This is a genomic window from Oleiharenicola lentus (genome assembly GCF_004118375.1).
In the GTDB taxonomy this organism is placed as follows: Bacteria; Verrucomicrobiota; Verrucomicrobiia; order Opitutales; family Opitutaceae; genus Lacunisphaera; species Lacunisphaera lenta.
The window spans coordinates 1,312,824-1,334,021 of the sequence record NZ_SDHX01000002.1 but is presented as its reverse complement, the minus strand read 5'-3'; the positions used below and the strand labels follow the sequence as shown (position 1 = coordinate 1,334,021).

Sequence of the window (21,198 nt, the reverse complement as noted above, 5' to 3'; positions counted from 1 at the left end):
GCGAGGTCGCCGCAAGCAGCGACCCTACATAATCGGGCGTGGTCTCCGAACCCCGCGCTACACCCCTCCAATGAAACCCCTCTTCACGCTCACCCTCGCCGCCGCCCTGCTTGCACCCGGATTTATCCGCGCCCAGCAAGCCAACGTGAATCTCGACTGGGACCCGCAGCGCAACGCCGAGGGCCTCGTGCCCTTCAGCGCGCCGCTCAACTCGCCCGAGGTCCACGCTGACCGCACCGTGACGTTCCGCGTGAAGGCGCCCGATGCACAGAACGTCGAGCTGAACGGCGCCGTGCTCGCCGCCCTCGGCCGCAATTGGGGCGAGACGCTTCCCTTCACCAAGGGCGCCGACGGCATCTGGACACTCACGCTCGGGCCGCTGCCGCCCGACATGTATGCCTACCTCATCCGCGTTGACGGCGTGCAGGTGGTCGACCCGAGCAACACGCAGGCGGCCTTCACCGGCATGCCGCCTTACAGCCAACTCATCGTTCACGGCGACGGCCCGGCCTACTACGACGCGCGCCCCGTCCCGCATGGCACGATCACGCGGCACATCTACCACTCCGACGTCACCGCGGGTGAGCGCGACCTCTTCGTCTATACGCCGCCCGGCTACGACCGCACCAAGACCTACCCGGTGCTTTACCTCGTCGGCGGCAGCGGCGAGCTCCCGCACAACTGGATCTACGACGGCCGCGTGAACTTCATCATGGACAACCTGCTCGCCGAGAAGAAGGCCGAGCCGATGGTCATCGTGATCCCCAACAACCAGGTCGTGCACCGCAACCATCCGAAGCACACCGAGCTGACCTTCAAGAAATTCGAGGCCGAGCTGCGCTCGCACGTCATCCCGCTCGTGGAGCGCGAGTATTCCGTGCGCCGCGATCCCCGGGGCCGCGCGCTTTCCGGACTCTCGATGGGCGGGCGCCACACGATGTACGTCGGCTTCAACTCGCTCGACCTGTTCGCCAACTTTGGCGTGCTCAGCGCCGGCGATTTCGACACCGAGAAATCCTTCGCCACCTTCCTCAACACGCCTGACGTGAACGCGAAGATTGCCTACCTCTTCGTGGGTCTGGGCACGCGCGAGAACAACGGCCGCATGGGCGAGCGCAGCGAGAACCTCCGCCAGGCCCTCGTGAAGCACGGCATCAAGCACGAGTATTACGTCGGCGGCAACGGCGCCCACGACTGGGCCACCTGGCGCCACCTCCTCCATGAACGCTTCCTGCCCAACCTCTGGCGCCAGAAATGAGGGGATTTTCTCGATCAGCAGAACTCTACCTTCACGAGCGACCTGGACACGCGTCACACCCTGCAAAACTCCCATCCCTGTCATCCTGAGCCCCGCGAAGGATCCAGGTGCACATACGACAACCCAACAGGAGACGTCCGCCCCTTGGATTCTTCGCTACGCTCAGAATGACGGTCTGTGTTTGAAATAAACATACCCATGCACCCTCAATTTTCCCGATGAAAACCCCTGCCTTGATTGCCCTCTTCGCCCTCGCCGCCGCCACGCTCGGCTTCGCCCAGGCTCCCGCGCCCGTCCGGACCGACACCGGTCTCGTGCAGGGCGTGACCGAAAAGGACCTCGCCGTCTACAAAGGCATTCCCTTCGCGGTGCCGCCGGTCGGCGATCTCCGCTGGCGCGCGCCGCAGCCCGCCGCAAAGTGGGAGGGCGTGCGCGCCGCCGACAAGTTCGGCCCCGATCCCTACCAGGGCGACGGCAAGGGCGGCGTCAGCGAGGACTGTCTCTACGTCAACGTTTGGACGCCGGCGAAGTCGCCCGGCGACAAGCTCCCCGTGCTTGTGTGGATCTATGGCGGCGGTTTCTCCTTCGGCTCGACCTCGACGCCGGTCCACAACGGCGAGCACCTCGCGCGCAAGGGCGTCGTGCTGGTCACGATCAACTACCGCGTCGGCCCGCTCGGTTTCCTCGCGCATCCGGAGCTGAGCGCCGAAACCGGACGCAAGACGTCCGGCAACTGGGGCCTGATGGACCAGATCGCCGGCCTGAAGTGGGTGCAGCGCAACATCGCTGCCTTCGGCGGCGACCCCGCAAAGGTCACGATTTTCGGCGAATCCGCCGGCGGCATCTCCGTCAGCATGCTCTGCGCGTCGCCCGAGGCCAAAGGACTCTTTCGCGGCGCGATCTCGCAGAGCGGCGGTTCCTTCGGCCCGACGCGTCCGACGACCTATCCGGGCGAAAACATGCGCACGCTCGCGCAGGCCGAGGCCTCGGGTGTCGCCTTCGTCCAGAAGGCTGGTGTCTCGTCGATCGCCGAGCTGCGGAAACTGCCACCCGACAAACTCCCGGCCGGGTGGGGGAGCGGTGCCGCCTGGCCCATCGTGGACGGCTTCATCATCCCCGATGACCAGCACAAGCTCTACGAGGCCGGTCGATACAACGCCGTGGACATCCTCGTCGGCATCAACTCTGACGAAGGCCTGAGTTTCGCGCGCGAGAAAACGCCCGAGGAATACCGCGCCAACGTCGAGAAGCGCTACGGCCCCTTCGCCGAAAAACTGCTCGCCGCCTATCCCGCCACGGCCACGACCGTCCCGAAGACCGCGCGCGACCTCATGCGTGACGCCGCCTTCGGCTGGCATACCTGGGTTTGGGCGACACTCCAGGCCCGCGCCGGGCGGACGAAGGTCTTCTATTACTACTTCGACCAGCATCCCGCGCGTCCCGCGGACGGTCCGTCCGCCGACCACGGCATGCCGCACGGCGTGGATGTGCCCTATGTGTTCCAGACCCACGACCGCAACGACGCCAAGCTCACGCCGGGCGACTGGGCCATCTCCGACACTGTGTCCACCTACTGGACGAACTTCGCCAAGCGCGGGGACCCCAACGGCCCCGGCGTGCCTGCCTGGCCGCGCTACACCGACAGCGACCGCCGTGTGATGTATTTCAAAAACACCGCGCAACCCGGCCCCGTGCCAAGCGCCGACGCGCTCGCCGTGCTCGACTCCTACTTTGCCTGGCGTCGCACCCCCGAAGGCGCGGCCTGGGCGCAGTAAGCTCATTGTCGGGTGGGGTCTCCGAATCCCGCCTGATTGTGTAGGGTCGCTGCTTGCGGCGACCTCGCGCACAAGGTCGGCGCAAGCGCCGACCCTCCAAAAGAAACCACAGCGGAGTTCGGAGACCTCGCCCTACAAATTCTCCCATGAAACACTTCTCCTGCCTCCTCCTCGCCGCCCTCGCGGCGGCCACCGCTTTCGGCCAAGCCCCGGCAGCACCCGCGCCCTCGCGCCGTCCGGTGGGCACGGTCATCGTGCCCTCGCTCGAGAAACCCGCCACCGCGGGCTCGCGATCGGAGAAGGATATGGGCGGCTACCTCATGGTGTATTTCAAGGACCAGACGCATTCGGCGTATTTCGCGATCAGTCGCGACGGGACGACCTTCACCGACGTGAACGGCGGCGATCCGGTCTTCGCCGGCGCGGCGCTCGCTGAGCAGAAAGGCGTGCGCGATCCGCACATCGCGCGCGGGCCCGACGGGGCGTTCTACCTCGCGATGACCGACCTCCACATCTTCGGCCAGCGCGCCGGCCATCGCGACACCCGCTGGCAGCGCCCCGAGGAGAAATACGGCTGGGGCAACAACCGCGCCCTCGTGCTGATGAAATCCTGGGACCTCATCCATTGGACGCACACGATCTTTCGCGTGGACCTGGCCTTCCCCGAGCTCGGCGACATCGACTGTGCGTGGGCGCCGCAGACGACTTACGATCCCGTTGCCGGAAAGATGGTCGTCTACTTCACGATCCGCTACGGCAACAAGCACGCCAACATCTTCTGGGCCCACGCCGACGAGGCGTTCACCAAGCTCGTGACCGTGCCGCAAAAAATCCCCGGCATCGGCGGCATCGACGCCGACCTCACGCTCGTGGACGGTACCTGGCACATGTTCTACGTTGCCGGCGCCAAGATCCGTTACGCCTCCTCCGCCCGCCTCGCCGATGGTTACACCCCGACGCCTGACCGCATCGATCCCGAGACCGTGGACACCGAGGCGCCGAACATCTTCAAGCGCACCGGCACGAACACCTATGTGCTCATGTATGATGTCTATGGCGCGCGGCCCAACAACATGGGCTTCAGCGAGACCGAGGACTTCAAAACCTTCCGCCACCTTGGTCGCTTCAACGAGGGCGTGATGAAGGGCACCAACTTCGAGCGTCCCAAGCACGGCGCCGTCATCCCCCTCACCCTCGCCGAACTCCGCACCGTCGCCACCCATTGGCAGGTGAAAATCAAAACCAACTAAGCTTATGCGCCCGCTCATCCTTGCCCTTTGTCTCCTCGGGACCGGTCTGCCCCAGACCGTCCTCGCCGCCGAACCGGCGCCCGGCGTGCCGGCTGCAACCAACATTCCCGGCGTTGCCTACCCGCGGCTCCTGCCCGACAACCGCGTCGTCTTCCGTGTGAAGGCACCCGAGGCGCAGCGCGTGCAGTTCCGCATCTACCAGACCTTCGACGCCGTGAAGGACGCCGAGGGCTTCTGGACGGTGACGACCGAGCCGCAGGTGCCGGGTTTCCATTACTACTGGCTCGTGATCGACGGCGTGGCGGTCAACGACCCGGGCAGCGAGACCTTCTACGGCACGGGCAAGCAGACCAGCGGCCTCGAGATCCCCGAGCCGGGCGACGCCGGCGCCTACTATCAGTCGCAGGACGTGCCGCACGGCGAGGTGCGCGAACGCTGGTATCACTCCAAGGTCACGCAGGGTCCGCGCCGGTTCTTCCTCTACACGCCACCGGGCTACGACCAAAACCGCGACGCGCGTTATCCCGTGCTCTACCTCCAGCACGGCGGCGGCGAGGACGAGCGCGCCTGGCCCATTCAGGGCCGCGTGGCCCAGATCATGGACAACCTCATCGCCGCCGGGCAGGCGAAGCCGATGCTCATCGTGATGGAGCGCGGCTACGCCGTGAAACCCGGCGAGGCCGAGGTGCCCTTCGGCCCCGGCGCCAACGCCAACCTCTCGCCGGCGGAGATGCAGGCCCGCACGATCGCGCGCTTCGGCACCTTCGAGCAGGTCCTGCTGCAGGACGTGATTCCGCTCGTGGACGCCAACTATCGCACGATCGCCGATCGCGAACACCGCGCCATCGCCGGTTTCTCGATGGGCGGCGGCCAGGCCTTCATGATCGGCCTGCGCCAACCCGGCCTCTTCGCCTCCATCGGCGGCCTGAGCGGCACCGGCGGCACGATCGCCGATCCCGCGACCTATTACGGCGGCGTCTTCGCCGATGCCGCGAAGTTCAACGCGAGCACCAAGCTGCTCTTCCTCGGCCATGGCGGCGCCGAACCCGAGCGCATGATGACCGGATTTCACGGTTTCCATGCCCGGCTCACGGAGCTCGGCATCAAACACGCCTATTACGTGTCAGAAGGCACCGGCCACGTCTGGCTGACCGAGCGCCGCAACCTCCGCGAATTCACCACGCGCCTGTTCCGCTGAACCCAACTCTTCCCGTCATGAAATCCCTGCGCCTGCTCCTCTGTCTCGCCGGTTTCCTCCCGCTCGCCCTCGCGCTCAAAGCGCAGGAGGTCCGCAGCCCCGACGGCTCCCTCGCCGTCAAACTGTCGCTCGATGGCGGCGCGCTCACCTACACGGTCAGCCATCACGGGCGCACGGTCCTCGAACCCTCGCCGCTTGGCTTGGAGACGAGCCTCGGCAGCTTCGCCAGCGGCCTGAAAGCTGCCGGCTCCAGCACGGCGAAGCTCGACGAGCGCTACACGCTGCCGCACGGCAAGGTGCGCGAGGTGCATTACGTGGCCAACGAACTCACCGCCCGCTTCACCAACGAGAAGGGCGACAACCTCGAGGTCATTTTCCGCGTCAGCGACCGCGATGTCGCTTTCGCCTACCGGCTCTCGGGCAAGGACCGCCGCCGCGTGACCATCCAGGGCGAGGCCACCGGTTTCAATTTCCCTGCGGCCGCCACCGCCTTCGCCACCTGGCAGGCCAAGCCTGGCGACGGCTGGATGGCCTCGAAGCCCAGCTACGAGGAGGGTTACCAGATTGACGTGCCCGTGGGCACCCGATCCCCGAGTGGCGCGGGCTTCACCTTCCCCGCGCTCTTCCGCATCGGCGCCGATGGCTGGGTGCTCGTGTCCGAAACCGGCACCTCCAGCCACTACGCGGGCACCCGTTTGGCCGACCCGACGCCGGACGGCCTGTATCGCATCGCCCTGCCGCAGCCCGGGGAAAACGGCGGCATCGGCGACGCCTCGGTCTCAGCCTCGCTGCCGCTGCTCACGCCGTGGCGCACGCTCACCGTCGGCGCGAACCTCGCGCCGATCGTCGAAAGCACCGTCGCCACCGATGTCGTGGCGCCGCTCTACGCGCCGTCACAATCCTACGTCCCGGGCCGCTCCACCTGGAGCTGGCTCGTCTGGCAGGACCCGAGCATGAACGAGCCCGACCAGCGCGCCTTCATCGATCTCGCCGCGGCGATGGGTTGGGAATACATTCTCGTGGACGCGCTCTGGGAGGGAAACCTCGGCCGCGCCAAGCTCGCCGAACTCGTCGCCTATGCGCGTTCCAAGAAAGTGGACGTGTTGCTCTGGTATAACTCCAACGGCGCCTGGAACGACGCCCCGCAGGACCCGCGCAACCGGATGGACACCGCGCCCGCGCGCCAGAACGAGATGGCCTGGCTCAAATCCATCGGTGTGAAGGGCCTCAAGGTGGACTTCTTCGGCGGCGACAAGCAGACGACGATCAAGCTCTACGAGGACATTCTCACCGACGGCAACGCGCACGGCCTCATGCTCGTCTTCCACGGCGCCACCCTGCCGCGCGGCTGGGAGCGCATGTATCCGAACTTCATGAGCAGCGAGGCCGGCATGGCCTCCGAGATGCTCATCTTCTCCCAGGACTTCGCCGACCGGGAGGCTCAAAACAGCACGGTCTATCCGTTCACCCGCAACGCCGTCGCCCCCTTCGACTACGGCCCGCTGGTGCTGAATCGCAGCTTCCACAAGGAAGCGGGCAAGGGCAACAAGCGCCGCACGTCCGACGCCTTCCAGCTCGCGAGTACCGTCCTCTACCAGTCGCCGCTCCAGCACTTCGGCCTCACGCCGGACAACCTTCGGGAGCAGCCGGCTTTCGTGATCGATTTCCTCAAGCAGGTGCCTGCCGTGTGGGACGAGACGCGCTACCTCGCCGGTTATCCGGGCAAGGACGTCGCGCTCGCCCGTCGTCATGGCGACCGCTGGTTTGTCGCCGCCTCCAATGGAGAGCAGAAACGGAAGGAGCTCGCGCTTTCGCTTCCCTTCCTCGCCGGCCGCACGCTCACGCTCATCCACGACGCGCCGGAGCAAAAAGCCGCCACCCGTCAGGTCACCGTCGGCGCCGACGGCAAGCTTACCCTCACCCTCGAAGTTGGCGGCGGTGCCGTGCTGTTCGAATGATCGAGCCGCGAAAGGACATGAACGCACGAGAATCAACAGCCCGCCATGGAAGGCCCAGCTCCTGCTGGGCCGCGGCACATCAGGAGATGTGCCCTCCCCCCAAAGACCGAGGCGGGGTCTCCGAACCCCGCCCTACAGCCACCTCTGCCTCATGAAACTCCGCCTCTTCTTCACCTTCACTCTCGCCCTCGCCGCCACGGCGGTCTCCGCCCAGGAAAAGCCCGAGGAAACCTCCCCCGAGCGTGCCCGCGCCAACTTCGCGCGGCCGATCGTCCTCGCCGAAGATGATGTCCGTCTCTTTCCCGAGCCGCCGGCCGGCTACCGCGACCTGCCCGGCGGCGCCCTGCGCGGTCGGCTCGAGCCTTTCGAATACGACTCCGCCGTCACCGGCACGCGCCGCAAGGCGCAGGTCTATCTCCCGCCCGGTTACTCGCCCGACAAGAAATACCCCGTGCTCTACCTCCTGCACGGCATCGGTGGCAATGAGCACGAGTGGACCGGCTACGTGAAGGCCCACGCCATCCTCGACAATCTCATGGCCGAAGGAAAAGCCGTGCCGTTCATCACCGTCCTTCCCAACGGCCGTGCGCTGGCCGACGACACGCCCGGCCAGAATCCTTTCCAGCCCGAGAAGGCCGCCAGTTTCGCCAAGTTCGAGCGCGACCTGCTCGACCACCTGATCCCGGCCGTGCAGGCGAAGTATTCGACCTACACCGACCGCGAGCACCGCGCCCTCGCCGGACTCTCGATGGGCGGCGGCCAGACTTTCAACTTCGGCCTGGGCCATCTCGACACTTTCGCGTGGATCGGCGCTTTCTCCGCCGCGCCCAATACCAAGCCGCCGGAGCAGCTTGTGCCCGATCCCGCCGCCGCCAAGGCGCAGCTCAAGCTCCTCTACATCTCCTGCGGCAACAAGGACGGCCTCATCAACTTCTCGCAGCGCACGCACCGCTACCTCAAGGAGCACGGCGTCCCGCACCTGTGGAACGTGGACGACCACGGCCACGACGGTGAAACCTGGGGTAGCAACCTCCACCACTTCGCCCAGCGCCTCTTCCGCTGAGCGCGGAGCTGTCGTAGGCGCAAAACTTAAGACTGGGCTTTCTTTTCGGGAAGGGCCATTTCTCAGCGTTCGATCTGATCGCCCTCGTATTCGACGACATAGACCGTGCCCATCGAGTCGTTGACCCAGCGTTCGGGGTGGAAGAAGCGCCGGCCGTCGGCGTGCGTTTTCACCTCGAGCGGCGTGCGGCCGGCGTCGGTCAGCGCATAAACGGACGAGATGCGGTTCTTGAAGGCGGGCAACGTGAAGACGCCGAGCGGGCCGTCGCGCTCGACCTTGAAGAGCGTGAAGTAGAGTTTTCCGGGCTTCGTGGTGCAGCGCCAGTCGTTGAACCCGAGGAAGACCGGCTGGCCGGCGCGATCCTTGAGGTTGGTCGCGTATTCGCCGAACTCCTCGCCAAAGGGCGAACGGCCGGTGCCATAGACCGCCTCGCCGTTCACGCGCAGCCACGCGCCGACCTCGCGCAGGTTGTCCTGACTGGGTTGCGGGATGACGCCCTCGGCGGTGGGGCCGACGTTGAGCAGGTAGTTGCCGCCCTTGGACACGATGTCCACCAGCTTGAAGATAAGTTCGCCGGGCGACTTCCAGTTGTGGTCGTCGCTGCGGTAGCCCCAGGTGTGGTTGAGCGTGGCCGGCACCTCGAAGGCGGCGTCGCTCGCCTTGGGCGGGATGACGTTGTCGCCCGTGCTTTGGTAGTCGCCGACCGTGCCGAGCCGGCCGTCGATCAGCGTGGCGGGCTGCAGCGAGCGGACGATGTCGGTCAGGCGTTTGCCGCGGTGCGCCTGGCTCACACCGTTCATGAGCTGCGGCGTGTCGAACCAGATCAGACAGATCGGGCCATAATTCGTGAGCAATTCGCGCAGCTGGGGCTCGACCTTTTCCTGCAGGTAGCGGTCGAAGGCGCCGCTCTTTTCCTTGGTGTCGTTGCCGGGGAAGTCCCAGTTGTTGCCCGCGCCACCCGGCTCGTGCCAGTCCTGCGACTGTGAATAATAGACGCCGAAGCGCAGGCCGCGCTTGGCGCAGGCGGCGGCAAGCTCGGCGACGACGTCGCGCTTGAACGGCGTGGCGTCCACGACGTTGAAGGGGCTGGCGGCGGACCGGAAGAGCGCAAAGCCGTCGTGGTGCTTCGAGGTGATGACGACGTATTTCATCCCGGCGTCCTGCGCGAGCTGGGCCCAGGCGTCGGCGTCGAAGCGCACTGGATTGAACCACCGGGCGAGGTCGGCGTATTCGGCATTGGGGATTTTCAGGCGGTGCTGCACCCACTCGCCGATGCCGGGGGAACGCTGTCCCTTCCAGTAACCCGCCGGGATGGAGTAGAGCCCCCAGTGGATGAACAGGCCGAACTTGTCCTGCCGAAACCACGCGAGGCGCTGTTCCCTGGCCTCGCGACTCTCGGGGTCGGCCTTGGCGGCATCGGCCGCCGACAGTGAACCGGCAAGCACCGCAAGCACGGCAAAGATCAGAAAGAAAGAGGCGCGGGTTTTCATGGGCGGAGGGGTAATCAAATTCGGTCAAGGGGTGGACCGGTGTAGGGGCTCAAACAACGACAGGGGTGTTTATATGGTTCAGTGAGGCGGCCTCCAGACCGAATCCTGGTTTCGGTGTGACGGTCCAGTGGGGATGCTGACTGCCGTCCTTGCCCTGAGGTGGGGGCGGAAGTTAAATGCCAGCTCTCTTCACCCCATGAGAACTCTCCGCGTGCCGGTCGTGCTTGGTTGTTTCTGGTTGATGGCGTCGGCGCAGGCCGAGGTGCCGGTGGCGCGACAGGCCGAGACGTTTCCGCTGGCGCGGGTGCGGTTGCTCGACGGGCCGTTCAAGCACGCGCAGGAGGTCAACCGCCGCTATCTGCTCGCCCACGACGTGGATCGCCTGCTGGCTCCGTTCCGGATCGAAGCGGGCCTGCCCTCGCCGAAACCGAAGTATCCCAACTGGGAAAGCATGGGTCTTTCCGGCCACAGCGCCGGCCACTATCTCACCGCGCTGGCGCAGGAAGTTGCGACGGGCGGTGGCGCCGAATGGCAGCGGCGACTCGACGCGCTGGTCGCCGGGCTGGCCGAGTGCCAGCAGGCCGGAGGTGACGGCTATGTCGGCGGCATTCCGCGCGGACGCACGCTCTGGAACGACATCGCCGCGGGTCGCCACAATTTCCAGAGCTTCAGCCTGAACGGCGCCTGGGTGCCATGGTATAACGAGCACAAGCTCTTCGCCGGCCTGCGCGACGCCTGGCTGCTCGCCAGCAGCACCCAGGCTCGCGATGTGCTCGTGCGCCTCGCGGACTGGTGTGACACTTTGCTGGCCCGGCTCACCGACGAGCAGATGCAGGCCATGCTCGGCACCGAGCACGGCGGGATGAACGAGGTGCTGGCCGATGTTTACGCCATCACCGGCGATGCGAAGTACCTGCGCCTAGCCCAGCGGTTTTCCCATCGCGCGATCCTCGATCCGCTTCTCCGGCACGAGGACCGACTCACTGGCCTGCACGCCAACACCCAGATTCCGAAGGTCATCGGCTTCGCGCGGGTTGCGGAGCTCGGCGGGGATGCCTCCTGGCGCGACGCGGCGCGCTTTTTCTGGACCCGCGTAAGCGGTCCGCGCGGCGTGGCCTTCGGCGGCAACAGCGAGCGCGAGCACTTCAACCCGACCGAGGATTTCTCGGCCCTGCTCGAGTCGCGCGAGGGCCCGGAGTCTTGCAACACCTACAACATGCTCCGCCTCACCGAGGCGTTGTTCCGCGCCGAGCCGGCCGCGCGCTACGCCGACTACTACGAGCGGGCTCTCTACAACCACATCCTTGCCTCGCAGCACCCCGGCCACGGCGGCTACGTCTATTTCACGCCGATCCGTCCGCGGCACTATCGCGTGTATTCACAACCCGAGGTCTGCTTCTGGTGCTGCGTCGGCACCGGCATGGAAAACCACGGCAAATACGGCGCCTTCATCTATGGCCGTTCGGCGGACAACGACGCTCTGTTCGTGAACCTCTTCGTGGCCTCTGAACTCGACTGGACCGAGCGCGGCGTGCGGGTGCGGCAGGAGACGGCATTCCCCGACGCAGAGAGGACCAGCTTGGTCGTTTCGACGGCGAAGCCGCAGCGCTTCGCCGTGCGCGTCCGACATCCCGGCTGGTGCGAACGCCCGGTCGTCACGGTTAACGGCCAGACCTTTCAGGCTCTGACGGCGCCCGCTTCCTATCTGGAAATCGAACGTGAGTGGCGTGACGGCGACCGCGTGGAGATCGCGCTGCCGATGCGCACGACGCTTGAGCGCCTGCCGGACGGTTTAGACTACGCCGCCGTGCTGCACGGCCCGATCGTGCTGGCGGCCCGGACCGGCACCGACGGGCTTGAAGGCCTCGTGGCCAACGACGGCCGCATGGGGCACATCGCGCCCGGACCGTATCTGCCGCTCGACCGCGCGCCAATGCTCGTGGGGGACGAGACCAAGCTCGTCGCCGCCATCCGGCCGGTTCCAGGGCGAGCGCTGGCCTTCACGGCCGCCGACGTGATCAAGCCGCAGGAATTCGGCAGCCTGGAGCTGGTGCCGTTCTTCCGCGTGCATGACGCCCGCTACATGCTCTATTGGCGGACGGTCTCGGCGGAGAAATACCCGGAAGTTGTCGCCGCGCTGGAGGCATCGGAGCGCGCGCGGCTGGCGCTGGAGGCGCGCACGCTGGATTTCGTCGCCCCGGGCGAGCAGCAGTCGGAGGTTGAGCACGGTTTCGCCGGCGAAGCCACGCGCTCGGGCACGCTGCATGGCCGCCGGTCGCGCGAGGCCACCGGCGGCTGGTTTGCCTACAAGTTGAATGTCCCGGCGGTTACCGGCTCCGTGGCCACAGGACTGGAGCTGATCGTCACCTACGACGGCGGCGAGCGTGGCCGCAGTTTCGACCTGCTGGTGAACGACCGCATCATCGCGACGGTTGAGCTAAAAGGCGAGCAGCGAGACCGCTTTGTCGATGTCACCTACGCGGTGCCCGCCGACCTAGCCGCGACCGGCCCGCTCACCGTAAAATTCGCCGCCAAGGAAAAGAACCGCACCGCCTCCATCTATGGCGTGAGGTTGGTGAAGGTGGAGTAGGGATCGATTTTCTCTGTCCCTGTAGGGTAGGCCCTTGGGCCGACCTCGTGCATTAGGTCGTCGCAAGCGACGACCCTACAAAGCAATCCTAGGTCCGGATCCCCACCTGCCGGTAGTAGTCCACATACCGGCTGACGATGCGGTCGGCGGAGAAAAAAGCGACGGCACGCTCGCGGCCGGCTTTGCCGAGGGCGGCGCGGCGGGCGGGGGCGGTCAGGAGGGACTCAACGTGACGGGCCAGGCCCGTGGTGTCGCCGAAGGGCGCCAGCAGGCCGTGCTTGTCGTGTTCGATGACCTCGGGAATGCCGCCGACGGCAAAGGCCACGCTCGGGCACTCGAAGGTCATGGCCTCGAGGATGCTCAGGCAGAAGCTCTCCATCTCGGAGGTGAACAGCGCGAGATCGGCGGCGTGCAGATAGTCCTCGATGGCGGTGACGTTCTCGCGCACGACGATGCGATCACCGAGGCCGGCCTGGGCCGCCTCGGCGAGAAACGGGGCGGTCTTGCCGCCGGCGAGCACGACCAGCTTGAAGGATTCGCGCGGGCGGATTTGCGCGATGGTCTGCAGGAGCAGGTCGGTGCGTTTGACCGGGCGGAGATTGGAGGTGTGCAGCACCATCGCCTCGCCGTCGGCGAGACCGAGTTCAGCGCGCACGGCGTCGCGGGTGCGCGTGGGCGGCTGCGGGGCGAAGAAGTTGGGGATGACCTCGACGGGGCCGTGGAAGTCGAGATGGGCCTTGATCTCGCGCTGGAGAAACTGCGACACGGTCGTGACGCCGTCGGCCTGGTCGAGGGCGTGGCGGATGGCCGGGCCGTAGCCGGCGTCGCAGCCGAGCAGCATCACGTCGGTGCCGTGCAGCGTGACGATGACCTTCGGGCGCTCGAACACCGGGAGCATGGACATCGCGAGCATGGCGGCGGTGGCGTGAGGCACGGCGTAGTGGACGTGCAACACGTCGAGCCGGTGCGCGCGACTGACCTCGGCGATCTTCACCGAGAGCGGCAGGGTGTAGTCGGGATACTTGAACAGGTCGTAGTCGTTGACCTGAACCGGGTGAAACCGGATGCGCGGGTGGTCGCGCGGCATGCGGAACGGCGCCGCGTGGCTGATGAAGTGGATCTCGTGGCCGCGTTGCGCCAGTTCCTCACCCAGTTCGGACGCCAGGATGCCGCTGCCCCCGACGGACGGGTGGCAGATGATGCCGAGGCGGAGCGGGCGGTCAGACATGAAGATGGAAGGGACCAGAGACGAGGGACGAGAGACCTATAGAAGAGCGGTCACAAAAGGCACACAAAGCGACCAAGATGCAAATGCCGGCCGAGGATTTATTGCGCTATTTGTGCCGGAAAAGGGGAACTCAGAACTTGTGGGCCGCGCGGGTGAGCGGGGCGAGGGAGGCGAAGACCAGCGGGTCGTTGGGCCAGAGCGGCTGGGCATGGCCGACGCCGGCGTTGAGACCGTGGACGCGGGCGCGGTCGAGCTGCAGTTCGACGTAGTTGCGGGTCTTCATCTGCGAGGCGTGGGCCTCCATGGCGGCCTTCCAGGCGGTCATGACCTCGGGCGCCGACACGTCGATGAGCACCGGCGGGGTGGTGCGGGGTTCGGCGCCGGGGCCAAGCGCGTAGAAGAACAGTTCGCCGATGGCGTGGGGCGTGAGGTCGCGCAGCTCGGCCAGGCCGCCGTAGCGGGCGAGGCGCGTGGCGTCGCGCACCAGCGTGCCCAGGCGCCAGTGGTCGGGATGCTGGTTCTGCTCGACGGTGGGCGCGAGCACGAGGGCCGGGCGCACCCGGCGGAGCACGGCGGCGAGTTTCACGGCGTGGGCGGACTTGAGTTCGAGGTGCGCGTCGCCGTCGAGTTCGAGAAATTCGAGCGTGGCGCCGAGATGTTTCGCGGCGGCCTCGGCCTCCTTGGTGCGCTGGGCGGGCGAGCCATTGGTGCCGGCCTCGCCGCGCGAGCAGACCACGAGATGGACAGGGCGGCCGGCCCGGGTCTCACGGACGATGATGCCGCCGCAGCCGAACTCGATGTCGTCGGGGTGCGCGCCGAAGGCGACGAGCGGAGTGCGTTCAGGCGGGGTGGGGGCGGTTTTCATGGCTGCAAAGGAGGTAACGGAGGAAACGGATACGGCGCAAACCGGGAATGTTGCCCTCAAGTAGGGGCGCGCCTTGTGCGCGCCCAAGGCGTGGACGAGCCCCACGACAGGCTAGGGGCCTTGAGCGAAGCCGAAACGGCCACGCTCCTAAAGGTCCGCCCAGGCTTCGTCGGAGCGGTCGATCTCGTCGCGGCGCACGAAGGTGATGTCGGGGGCGTCGGCCGGGTTCAGGTAGGCCTGTTCACCGGCGCCGGCGATGTAGTGGGTGCAGTGGATGATGGACTGCATCCAGCGCAGGCGGCTGTCCCGCGTTGGGCTGATCTGTTCCGGGGTGAAGGCGCAGGCGGGCAGCTTCACGTAGGCGTCGCCGCCCTCGTGCAGGCAGAGTGTGCCGTCGGGCATCTGGCGGGCGCGGACGGTCTCGCCCTCGTGGGTGACGTCCACGAAGCAGTCATCCACGGCGCAGCCCGCAAGGCGCACGGCGGGGTCGCCGGAGCGGACGACACGCACGCCGTCGAGCAGGCCGAGGCCGCGATACATTTCGAGGCAGAAGTCGGCGACGGTGCCCACCTGGGCGGCGGCGGTGCGCTTGAAGATCTCGGTGGCGGCCGGGGAGACGTAGGCACCGAGCTGGCGCGCGGTGTTGGCGGCCCAGTCGGCCGGGATGCGCTTGGCGTAGAGCGGCGACCACTTGCGCTGGACCTTGTTGGCGAAGGTGAAGTTGAGCGTCGCAGGCTCGCCGGTCTTGCGGTGGCGGAGAACGGTCTGGGTCTCGCGCGGGTCGTGGTCGCTGTCGTGGTAGAAAAACACGATCTCACCGCCAAGCTCCGCCTGCAGCCGGCGGGCGGTCATGAACTTGGCATAGAGAAACCGCCGCGGGAAAAACCCGCAGGGTTGCTGGCCGAAACAGATGACGGGGGAGGGCAAGTGAAAGTGAGAGTGAGAGAAGATGGGGCCTATAAGCCTTATGTGCCCTATAGGGCCTGTGTGCTCGAGGGCGAAGATGGTGCGCGAGCCGGCAGCACGGCCTGGAACAGCAGGCTGAAGAACACGCAGGCGGCGCAACCGATGGGGTTGAGCCAGAGGTAGCCGATTTCGTGGGCGGGCCAGACCTTGCCGGCGAAGAAAATGCCAAGCACCACGGCCTGCGCGGCGAGGGCGGCCCAGAAGACCGCGGTGCCGCCGACCCGTTTGAAGAAGAAGGCCACGATGAACAGGCCGAGCAGCGTGGGATAAAAGATGGAGGCCACGATGTTCAGTCCCTCGATGAGGTTTTCCTGGAAGCTTACGAAGAGGGCGAAGGCGATGGCGAAGCAACCCCACATCGCGGTGAACCATTTGGCCGCGCGGACGTTCTTGGCCTCATCGTGTTCGGCGAGCGGGCGGAAGTGGCGCCACAGGTCGATGGTGGTGGTCGTGCCGAGGGCGTTGAGCTCGCCGGCCTTGGAGGAAAGCGCCGAGGCAAACATCACGGCGAGCAGCAGCCCGATGAGGCCGTGGGGGAGCTGGGTGAGAATGAAGGTGATGAAGACGAAGTCGGAGTCCTTGGTCTTCTTGGCCTCGGGCGCGGCGGCCTGGAGGGCGGCGCGGGCTTCCTGGCGGACGGACTGGGCGGCTATTTGCGCTGCCTGCAGCGCCTGCTGAGCGGTGTCGAGGGCCGCCTCATTGCCGGATTCTCGGGCGGCGGTCCAGGTTTTGATCTTCGTGAGCTGGTCGGCGTGGGCGGCGGCGTAGCGTTCCTCCAGGGCGCGGAACTCGGCGGCGCGGGGGCCCTGCGCCTGCTGCTGCCAGGCGGCCTGGTTGAAGACCACCGGCGCGTCGGGCGTGAACTGGTAGAACACGAAGAGCAGCGCGCCGAGCATCACGATGAAGAACTGCATCGGGATCTTGAGCACGGCGTTGAACATCAGGCCGAGCCGGCCCTCGCGCAGCGCGGCGCCGCCGATGTAGCGCTGCACCTGCGACTGGTCGGTGCCGAAATAGGAAAGCGAGAGGAAGAAGCCGCCGAGCAGACCGCTCCAGAACGTGTAGCGCTTGTCCGGGTCGGGCGACCAGTCCACGGCCTCGAGCTTGCCCATCGTGCCGGCGATGGCGGTGGCGTGGTCGGGCAGGCGCGCGAGCAAAATGCCGAAGGCGGAGAGCATGCCGATCCAGATCACGGCCATCTGCCACTTCTGGGTGAGGTTCACCGCCGCGCTGCCACCGGTGACGGTGTAGATGATCGCAACCAGGCCGATGCCAACGATGATCACGTCCAGCCGCCAGCCGAGCACCGTGGAGAGGATGATGGCCGGAGCGTAGATCGTGATGCCGCTTTGCAGGCCGCGTTGCAGGAGAAACACACCGGCCCCGAAGAGCCGCGTGCGCTGGTCGAAGCGTTTGCCGAGATACTCGTAGGCGGTGTAAACGCCGAGTTTCCGGTAGATGGGCAGGAAGACGGCGCACACGAGGATCAGCGCCAGCGGCAGGCCGAAATAGTTTTGGATGAAAGCGATGCCGTTCTCGTAAGCCACGCCGGGCAGCGACAGGTAGGTGATGGTGCTCGCCTGGGTGGCAGCGACCGAGAGACCGATGGTGAACCAGCCGGTGGTCTGGTTGCCCTTCAGGTAGGTGTCGAGGTGATCGGTATGGCGCGTGCGCCACATGCCATACCCGGCGATGCCGAGCATGGTTCCGAGCAGCACGAGCCAGTCGATCGAGTTCATCCGAAATAGTGCGTGAACACCGTCAGGGCGGCGACGACCGCGAGGAAGCACACGAAGACGAAAATATAGACCCCGCGCCAGGTGCGGAAACCGGGCACGCCAGGGGAGTCGTCGGGGGGTTCGGGAGTGGGCATGCTCGAAGGCGTAACCACTAAATCACACTAATGGGCCACTAATGAAATCCATCAGGACGTTCCGGTGATTAGTCTCCATGAGTGTGGATGAGTGGTTGAAGGGATTGGGACGCTTCATTTCCCCAGTGACACGAGGTTGGCGAAGAGCCGGTGGGCTCCAGGGTGGCCGGCGGGCAGCTGGCGGAAGAACGAGAGCCCGGTGTAAGCAAACCAGCCCTTGCCGTGCTGGGCGATGAGCAGGCTGCTGCGGAGCGGGGCCTCGCCGGGATCATTCATGGCGAGGATGGCGGTGTAGCGCGCCTCGTCCCACTTGCTCGGGAAGTAAGCGCCGCGTTCCTGCACCCAGCCCGCAAAATCGGCGGACGTGATCCTGTTGGGCACGTTGAGCACCGGATGGTCCGGGGCGAGGAAGGTGACAGGGGCGTCCTCGTCGGTCACGCGCAGGCGCGGAGCCGGGCCGTCGATGGAGAGCTCGTAGGGCCCGAGCGTGGTGGCCTTGAGGTTGTTGGGGCGGTTGTATTGGGCGATGACGGTGCCACCCGCCTCGACCCACGCGAAGAGCCCCGGCAAGTTGGCGGCCAGATCGGCGCGGTCATTGGAAGCGCGCACGCCGAGGACCACGGCGTCGAGGCCGGCGAGTTTGGCGGGGTTGAGATCGGCGCCGGTGAGCGTGACGACCTCGTAGCCGAGCTGCGTGAGGCTTTCGACGGTGCTGTCGCCCGCGCCCGGCAGGTAGCCGACGCGCTGGCCGCGGATCTGGGTGTCAACGGCGACGAGATGCGTGTGCGCCGGGCGTTGGAGCAGTTGCACGGGCAGGTGCGGGTAATCGAGCACGAGGCGCTCGGTGCCGTAGGTGGCACCACCGACTTCGGCCATGGCCGCGAGACTCGCGCGACCGGCCTTGGCCGGGGCGGTGACACTGAAAGTCAGCGCGACCTTGTCGCCGGCTGTGGCGAGTTCGAAGGACCGCTTGGCCGGGGTGATCGTCCAGCCCGCGGGCGCGGCGAGTTGCAGAGAACCGCGCGAACCGGCGCGCGCGGCGGTTACTGCAACGGTCACTTCCTTGGTGGAGCCGGGGGCGAAGAGCTCGATGTCATGAGCAAAGCCGAGCGAGACCGGCGGGATGACGGCGAGCCGGCGGCGTTGCTGGGCCTCGGGGGCGCCGGCGACGATCTGCACGGGCTCGTCGGAAAGGACGAGCTGTTCACCACCGACCTCGAATACAAAGTCGACGGGAAAGGCGGCTTGGTTTTCAGGCGTGCCGATCAGGTGGACCTGATCAACCCGGAACATACCCGCCGTGCCTTCCTCTCGCAGCCAGTAGGGCTGGCTGACTGGCAGCCATTCGGGGAGAGGTTGCTTGGACTCCCGGACCATGGGTGACCCCGCAGGGATCACGGCGTTGACCTCGATTTTGGCGAATAGGTGCGATTGACGGACGGTGACCCACTCGACCTGATCGGGGTCTTTCAGCGATTTGGAGATCTTCAACTTTTCCGATGCGAAATCCAGCGGCAAACGAGTATAGTCCACCGAGACCCACTTGACTGGAACGGAGCCGGTCACAGCGACGTCATGGCGCAAGGCGAGCTTTTCTCCGGCTACGACCTCGGCTTGCGGGAGGGTGGTTTCGACCGTGAGACCGAGACAGGAGGCGATGATGCGGTCGAGGTCGCCACGCTTTTCCTGCAGCAGCGGATCGGGTGATTTCAGGCCATCCAGCTTCGTGCGGATCGCGAGCAGCGCCGGCACGCTGGCGGCGGGGTCGGCGGGGTTGAACTTCGCGATGACGTCGTCGATGAGCGGGATGAGCGCGGCGCCGCCGGGGATGCGGGCCCAGGTGGTGTCCACGCCATCCATGATGTCGGTCGTGGCGGGCTCGCCGTCGAGGAGCTGGAAGTTCTGGAAATTCTGGCCGGGGCTGCCGACGCGTTCGGAAAAGACGCCGAGCATCTGCGTCTTGTGCATGCCGCGGCTCTGGTTGGCGATCGTGCCGAAGGGCACGCCGGTCACGGGGTCGGCGCCGCCGATGTCGAACTGGATGGTCGGGCCCTTGAGCGGGCTCGGGTTGTTGCCCCAGCCGTTCCAGCCGATGCGCTTGGCCTGCCAGGGTTGGAGCCCTTCCTTGAGCTGTTCGGGGTAGCCGGCGGGGTCGGCGGCGAGCTTGAAGGCCTCGACTGCGAGCATGGCCGAGGCGGTGTGCTGGCCGTGGCCACCGCTGCCGGGCGGGATGGGGAAGCGCGTGATGATGACGTCGGGGCGGAAAGTGCGGATCACGCGCACGACGTCGCCGAGCACGGCCTGGTGGTCCCAGATGCGCAGGGCTTCCTCGGGCGACTTGGAGTAACCGTAGTCGATGGCGCGTGTGAAGAACTGGCGCCCGCCGTCGAGCTTGCGGGCGGCGATGAGTTCCTGCGTGCGGAGGACGCCGAGTTTCTCGGCGAAGTCGGGGCCGCGCTCGTTCTGGCCGCCGTCGCCGCGGGTGACCGAGAGGTAGGCGGTGCGGTAGCCGCGGCCGCGGGCCATGGCGGTGATGAGCTGCGTGTTCTCGTCGTCGGGGTGGGCGGCGACGTGCAGCACGGTGCCGGTGTTGGCAAAGGTGCGCAGCTGTTGGACGATGGCCGGGACTCGGCCGGCCTCCTCGGCCCGACCCGGGCCGCAGGCGAGCAGACTGGCGAAGGCGAGAACCGGGGCGAGGGCGCCCCGGTTCCAACGGATGCACGCGGCGATGCGCGTCGGGGCGCCGGCGGTCATCACTGCAGACGGTCGATGAGAGCCTGGTTGAGGCCGACGTATTCGTCGCGCAGCGCGGGGCTGGGGGCCTTCTGGGCGGCTTCGAGGGATTTCTGCGCGGTGGCGATGGCGCCGGCCTTGTCGCCCATGGCTTCGAGGATAAGGGCCTTGCGGTAAACGAGGTAGAAGGCGTCGGGCTGGGCGGCGAGGGCAGCGTCCATCCACGCCGCGGCCTTCTTGAGGTCGAGGTGGTTCTCCAGGTAATACATGGCGGCGCGGGCGTAGACGTTCGGGGGGAGTTGCTCGCCCGCGGCCATGACGGCCTCGATCTGGGGGACGAGCGTGGACTTCACGTCGAGCGTGACGGCGATGGGGACGCGCGTCTTTTCCCAGGAAATGTTCAGCGTGGCCGACTCGTCGCGGATGTCGTTGACGCTGATGTCGAGGGTCTCGACGTGATCATCCATCTCCACGGGCACGACCTGAAAGCGGGCGACGTCGTTTTTCTCGTCGTAGGTGTAGGCGCCCCACTGGGACATGTTCTTGTGGATGATCACGGTCCATTGGGTGGCGCCGGGAATGGTGAAGAGTTCGTAGGTGCCGGCCGGGATGGTGGTGCCGTTGAGCTTCACGGGCGTGCTGAAGGAGACCTTCGTGGCGGTGTTGGCGCCGGTGCGCCAGATGTGATCGTAGGCCACGAGGCCGCCGTAAACCTTGCGGCCCTTCGCGCCGGGGCGGTTGTAGTTGATCTGGATGTCGGTGAGGCCGACGCGCTGCGTGATGGCGACGCTCGGACTAGCGTCGGGGAAGTTGATCTTGGGGGCCTGGGCGAAAAGACCCGAGGCCAGGGCACACACGGCAAACGCGGCCAGGCCGCGGCGGAACAGATGGGTAGTCATGGGAAGGGGAAGGGTGGGTAGGATATAACCAGAAGCCTGGAAAGGACAAGTG

General features: G+C 66.5%; 15 protein-coding genes. 7 read left to right on the top strand and 8 right to left on the bottom strand.

Features of this window, described 5'->3' with window-relative positions:
- Positions 1–70 precede the first annotated feature (70 nt).
- The 6 genes from ESB00_RS19200 to ESB00_RS19175 all read left to right on the top strand — a co-directional run bounded on the left by ESB00_RS19200 (position 71) and on the right by ESB00_RS19175 (position 8,502).
- Positions 71–1,258, top strand: coding sequence for an esterase (locus ESB00_RS19200; protein WP_129049845.1), 1,188 nt, complete (start codon positions 71–73; stop codon positions 1,256–1,258).
- 218 nt (positions 1,259–1,476) lie between these two features.
- Positions 1,477–3,033: a carboxylesterase/lipase family protein gene (locus ESB00_RS19195; RefSeq protein ID WP_129049844.1), complete on the top strand. Its 1,557-nt coding sequence runs from the start codon at positions 1,477–1,479 to the stop codon at positions 3,031–3,033.
- 146 nt (positions 3,034–3,179) lie between these two features.
- Positions 3,180–4,283 (top strand): glycoside hydrolase family 43 protein, encoded by a 1,104-nt coding sequence (locus tag ESB00_RS19190; RefSeq protein ID WP_129049843.1) that lies wholly within the window; start codon positions 3,180–3,182, stop codon positions 4,281–4,283.
- Positions 4,284–4,287: 4 nt separating this feature from the next.
- Positions 4,288–5,481, top strand: a complete 1,194-nt coding sequence (locus tag ESB00_RS19185) for an alpha/beta hydrolase (RefSeq protein WP_129049842.1) — start codon at positions 4,288–4,290, stop codon at positions 5,479–5,481.
- Positions 5,482–5,498: 17 nt separating this feature from the next.
- Positions 5,499–7,439 (top strand): glycoside hydrolase family 97 protein, encoded by a 1,941-nt coding sequence (locus ESB00_RS19180; RefSeq protein WP_129049841.1) that lies wholly within the window; start codon positions 5,499–5,501, stop codon positions 7,437–7,439.
- Positions 7,440–7,590: 151 nt separating this feature from the next.
- Positions 7,591–8,502, top strand: coding sequence for an alpha/beta hydrolase (locus tag ESB00_RS19175; RefSeq protein ID WP_129049840.1), 912 nt, complete (start codon positions 7,591–7,593; stop codon positions 8,500–8,502).
- 62 nt (positions 8,503–8,564) lie between these two features.
- Here the strand turns inward: ESB00_RS19175 and ESB00_RS19170 are convergent, their stop codons facing one another.
- Positions 8,565–9,992: an alpha-L-fucosidase gene (locus ESB00_RS19170; protein WP_129049839.1), complete on the bottom strand. Its 1,428-nt coding sequence runs from the start codon at positions 9,990–9,992 to the stop codon at positions 8,565–8,567.
- A gap of 196 nt (positions 9,993–10,188) precedes the next feature.
- Here ESB00_RS19170 and ESB00_RS19165 point away from each other — a divergent pair, with 196 nt between their 5' ends.
- The gene (locus tag ESB00_RS19165; RefSeq protein ID WP_129049838.1) at positions 10,189–12,582 is read left to right on the top strand and encodes a glycoside hydrolase family 127 protein; all 2,394 of its coding nucleotides are present in this window, start codon (positions 10,189–10,191) and stop codon (positions 12,580–12,582) included.
- Positions 12,583–12,670: 88 nt separating this feature from the next.
- Here the strand turns inward: ESB00_RS19165 and bshA are convergent, their stop codons facing one another.
- From bshA to ESB00_RS19135, 7 genes are all read right to left on the bottom strand, one after another.
- Positions 12,671–13,810, bottom strand: coding sequence for an N-acetyl-alpha-D-glucosaminyl L-malate synthase BshA (bshA, locus tag ESB00_RS19160; protein WP_129049837.1), 1,140 nt, complete (start codon positions 13,808–13,810; stop codon positions 12,671–12,673).
- Positions 13,811–13,940: 130 nt separating this feature from the next.
- Positions 13,941–14,675 carry a PIG-L family deacetylase gene (locus ESB00_RS19155; RefSeq protein ID WP_129049836.1) on the bottom strand — a complete coding sequence of 245 codons (735 nt, stop codon included), beginning with the start codon at positions 14,673–14,675 and terminating at the stop codon, positions 13,941–13,943.
- Positions 14,676–14,822: 147 nt separating this feature from the next.
- Positions 14,823–15,602, bottom strand: a complete 780-nt coding sequence (locus ESB00_RS19150; protein WP_129049835.1) for a hypothetical protein — start codon at positions 15,600–15,602, stop codon at positions 14,823–14,825.
- 47 nt (positions 15,603–15,649) lie between these two features.
- Positions 15,650–17,380, bottom strand: coding sequence for a sodium:solute symporter family protein (locus ESB00_RS19145; RefSeq protein WP_129049834.1), 1,731 nt, complete (start codon positions 17,378–17,380; stop codon positions 15,650–15,652).
- Positions 17,377–17,514, bottom strand: coding sequence for a hypothetical protein (locus ESB00_RS19790; RefSeq protein ID WP_164976326.1), 138 nt, complete (start codon positions 17,512–17,514; stop codon positions 17,377–17,379). The genes ESB00_RS19145 and ESB00_RS19790 overlap by 4 nt, the downstream gene beginning before the upstream one ends.
- A 114-nt stretch (positions 17,515–17,628) precedes the next feature.
- Entirely contained in the window at positions 17,629–20,268 is a 2,640-nt protein-coding gene (locus ESB00_RS19140; protein ID WP_129049833.1) for a PIG-L family deacetylase, read from the bottom strand.
- Positions 20,268–21,146, bottom strand: coding sequence for a DUF2911 domain-containing protein (locus tag ESB00_RS19135; protein ID WP_129049832.1), 879 nt, complete (start codon positions 21,144–21,146; stop codon positions 20,268–20,270). The genes ESB00_RS19140 and ESB00_RS19135 overlap by 1 nt, the downstream gene beginning before the upstream one ends.
- Positions 21,147–21,198: the final 52 nt, after the last annotated feature.

Coding starts and splice junctions, on each gene's coding strand:
- ESB00_RS19135 (WP_129049832.1), bottom strand. CDS start 21,146: ATGACTACCCATCTGTTCCGCCGCGGCCTGGCCGCGTTTGCCGTGTGT.
- ESB00_RS19165 (WP_129049838.1), top strand. CDS start 10,189: ATGAGAACTCTCCGCGTGCCGGTCGTGCTTGGTTGTTTCTGGTTGATG.
- ESB00_RS19140 (WP_129049833.1), bottom strand. CDS start 20,268: ATGACCGCCGGCGCCCCGACGCGCATCGCCGCGTGCATCCGTTGGAAC.
- ESB00_RS19145 (WP_129049834.1), bottom strand. CDS start 17,380: ATGAACTCGATCGACTGGCTCGTGCTGCTCGGAACCATGCTCGGCATC.
- ESB00_RS19190 (WP_129049843.1), top strand. CDS start 3,180: ATGAAACACTTCTCCTGCCTCCTCCTCGCCGCCCTCGCGGCGGCCACC.
- bshA (WP_129049837.1), bottom strand. CDS start 13,810: ATGTCTGACCGCCCGCTCCGCCTCGGCATCATCTGCCACCCGTCCGTC.
- ESB00_RS19185 (WP_129049842.1), top strand. CDS start 4,288: ATGCGCCCGCTCATCCTTGCCCTTTGTCTCCTCGGGACCGGTCTGCCC.
- ESB00_RS19155 (WP_129049836.1), bottom strand. CDS start 14,675: ATGAAAACCGCCCCCACCCCGCCTGAACGCACTCCGCTCGTCGCCTTC.
- ESB00_RS19170 (WP_129049839.1), bottom strand. CDS start 9,992: ATGAAAACCCGCGCCTCTTTCTTTCTGATCTTTGCCGTGCTTGCGGTG.
- ESB00_RS19200 (WP_129049845.1), top strand. CDS start 71: ATGAAACCCCTCTTCACGCTCACCCTCGCCGCCGCCCTGCTTGCACCC.
- ESB00_RS19180 (WP_129049841.1), top strand. CDS start 5,499: ATGAAATCCCTGCGCCTGCTCCTCTGTCTCGCCGGTTTCCTCCCGCTC.
- ESB00_RS19195 (WP_129049844.1), top strand. CDS start 1,477: ATGAAAACCCCTGCCTTGATTGCCCTCTTCGCCCTCGCCGCCGCCACG.
- ESB00_RS19790 (WP_164976326.1), bottom strand. CDS start 17,514: ATGCCCACTCCCGAACCCCCCGACGACTCCCCTGGCGTGCCCGGTTTC.
- ESB00_RS19175 (WP_129049840.1), top strand. CDS start 7,591: ATGAAACTCCGCCTCTTCTTCACCTTCACTCTCGCCCTCGCCGCCACG.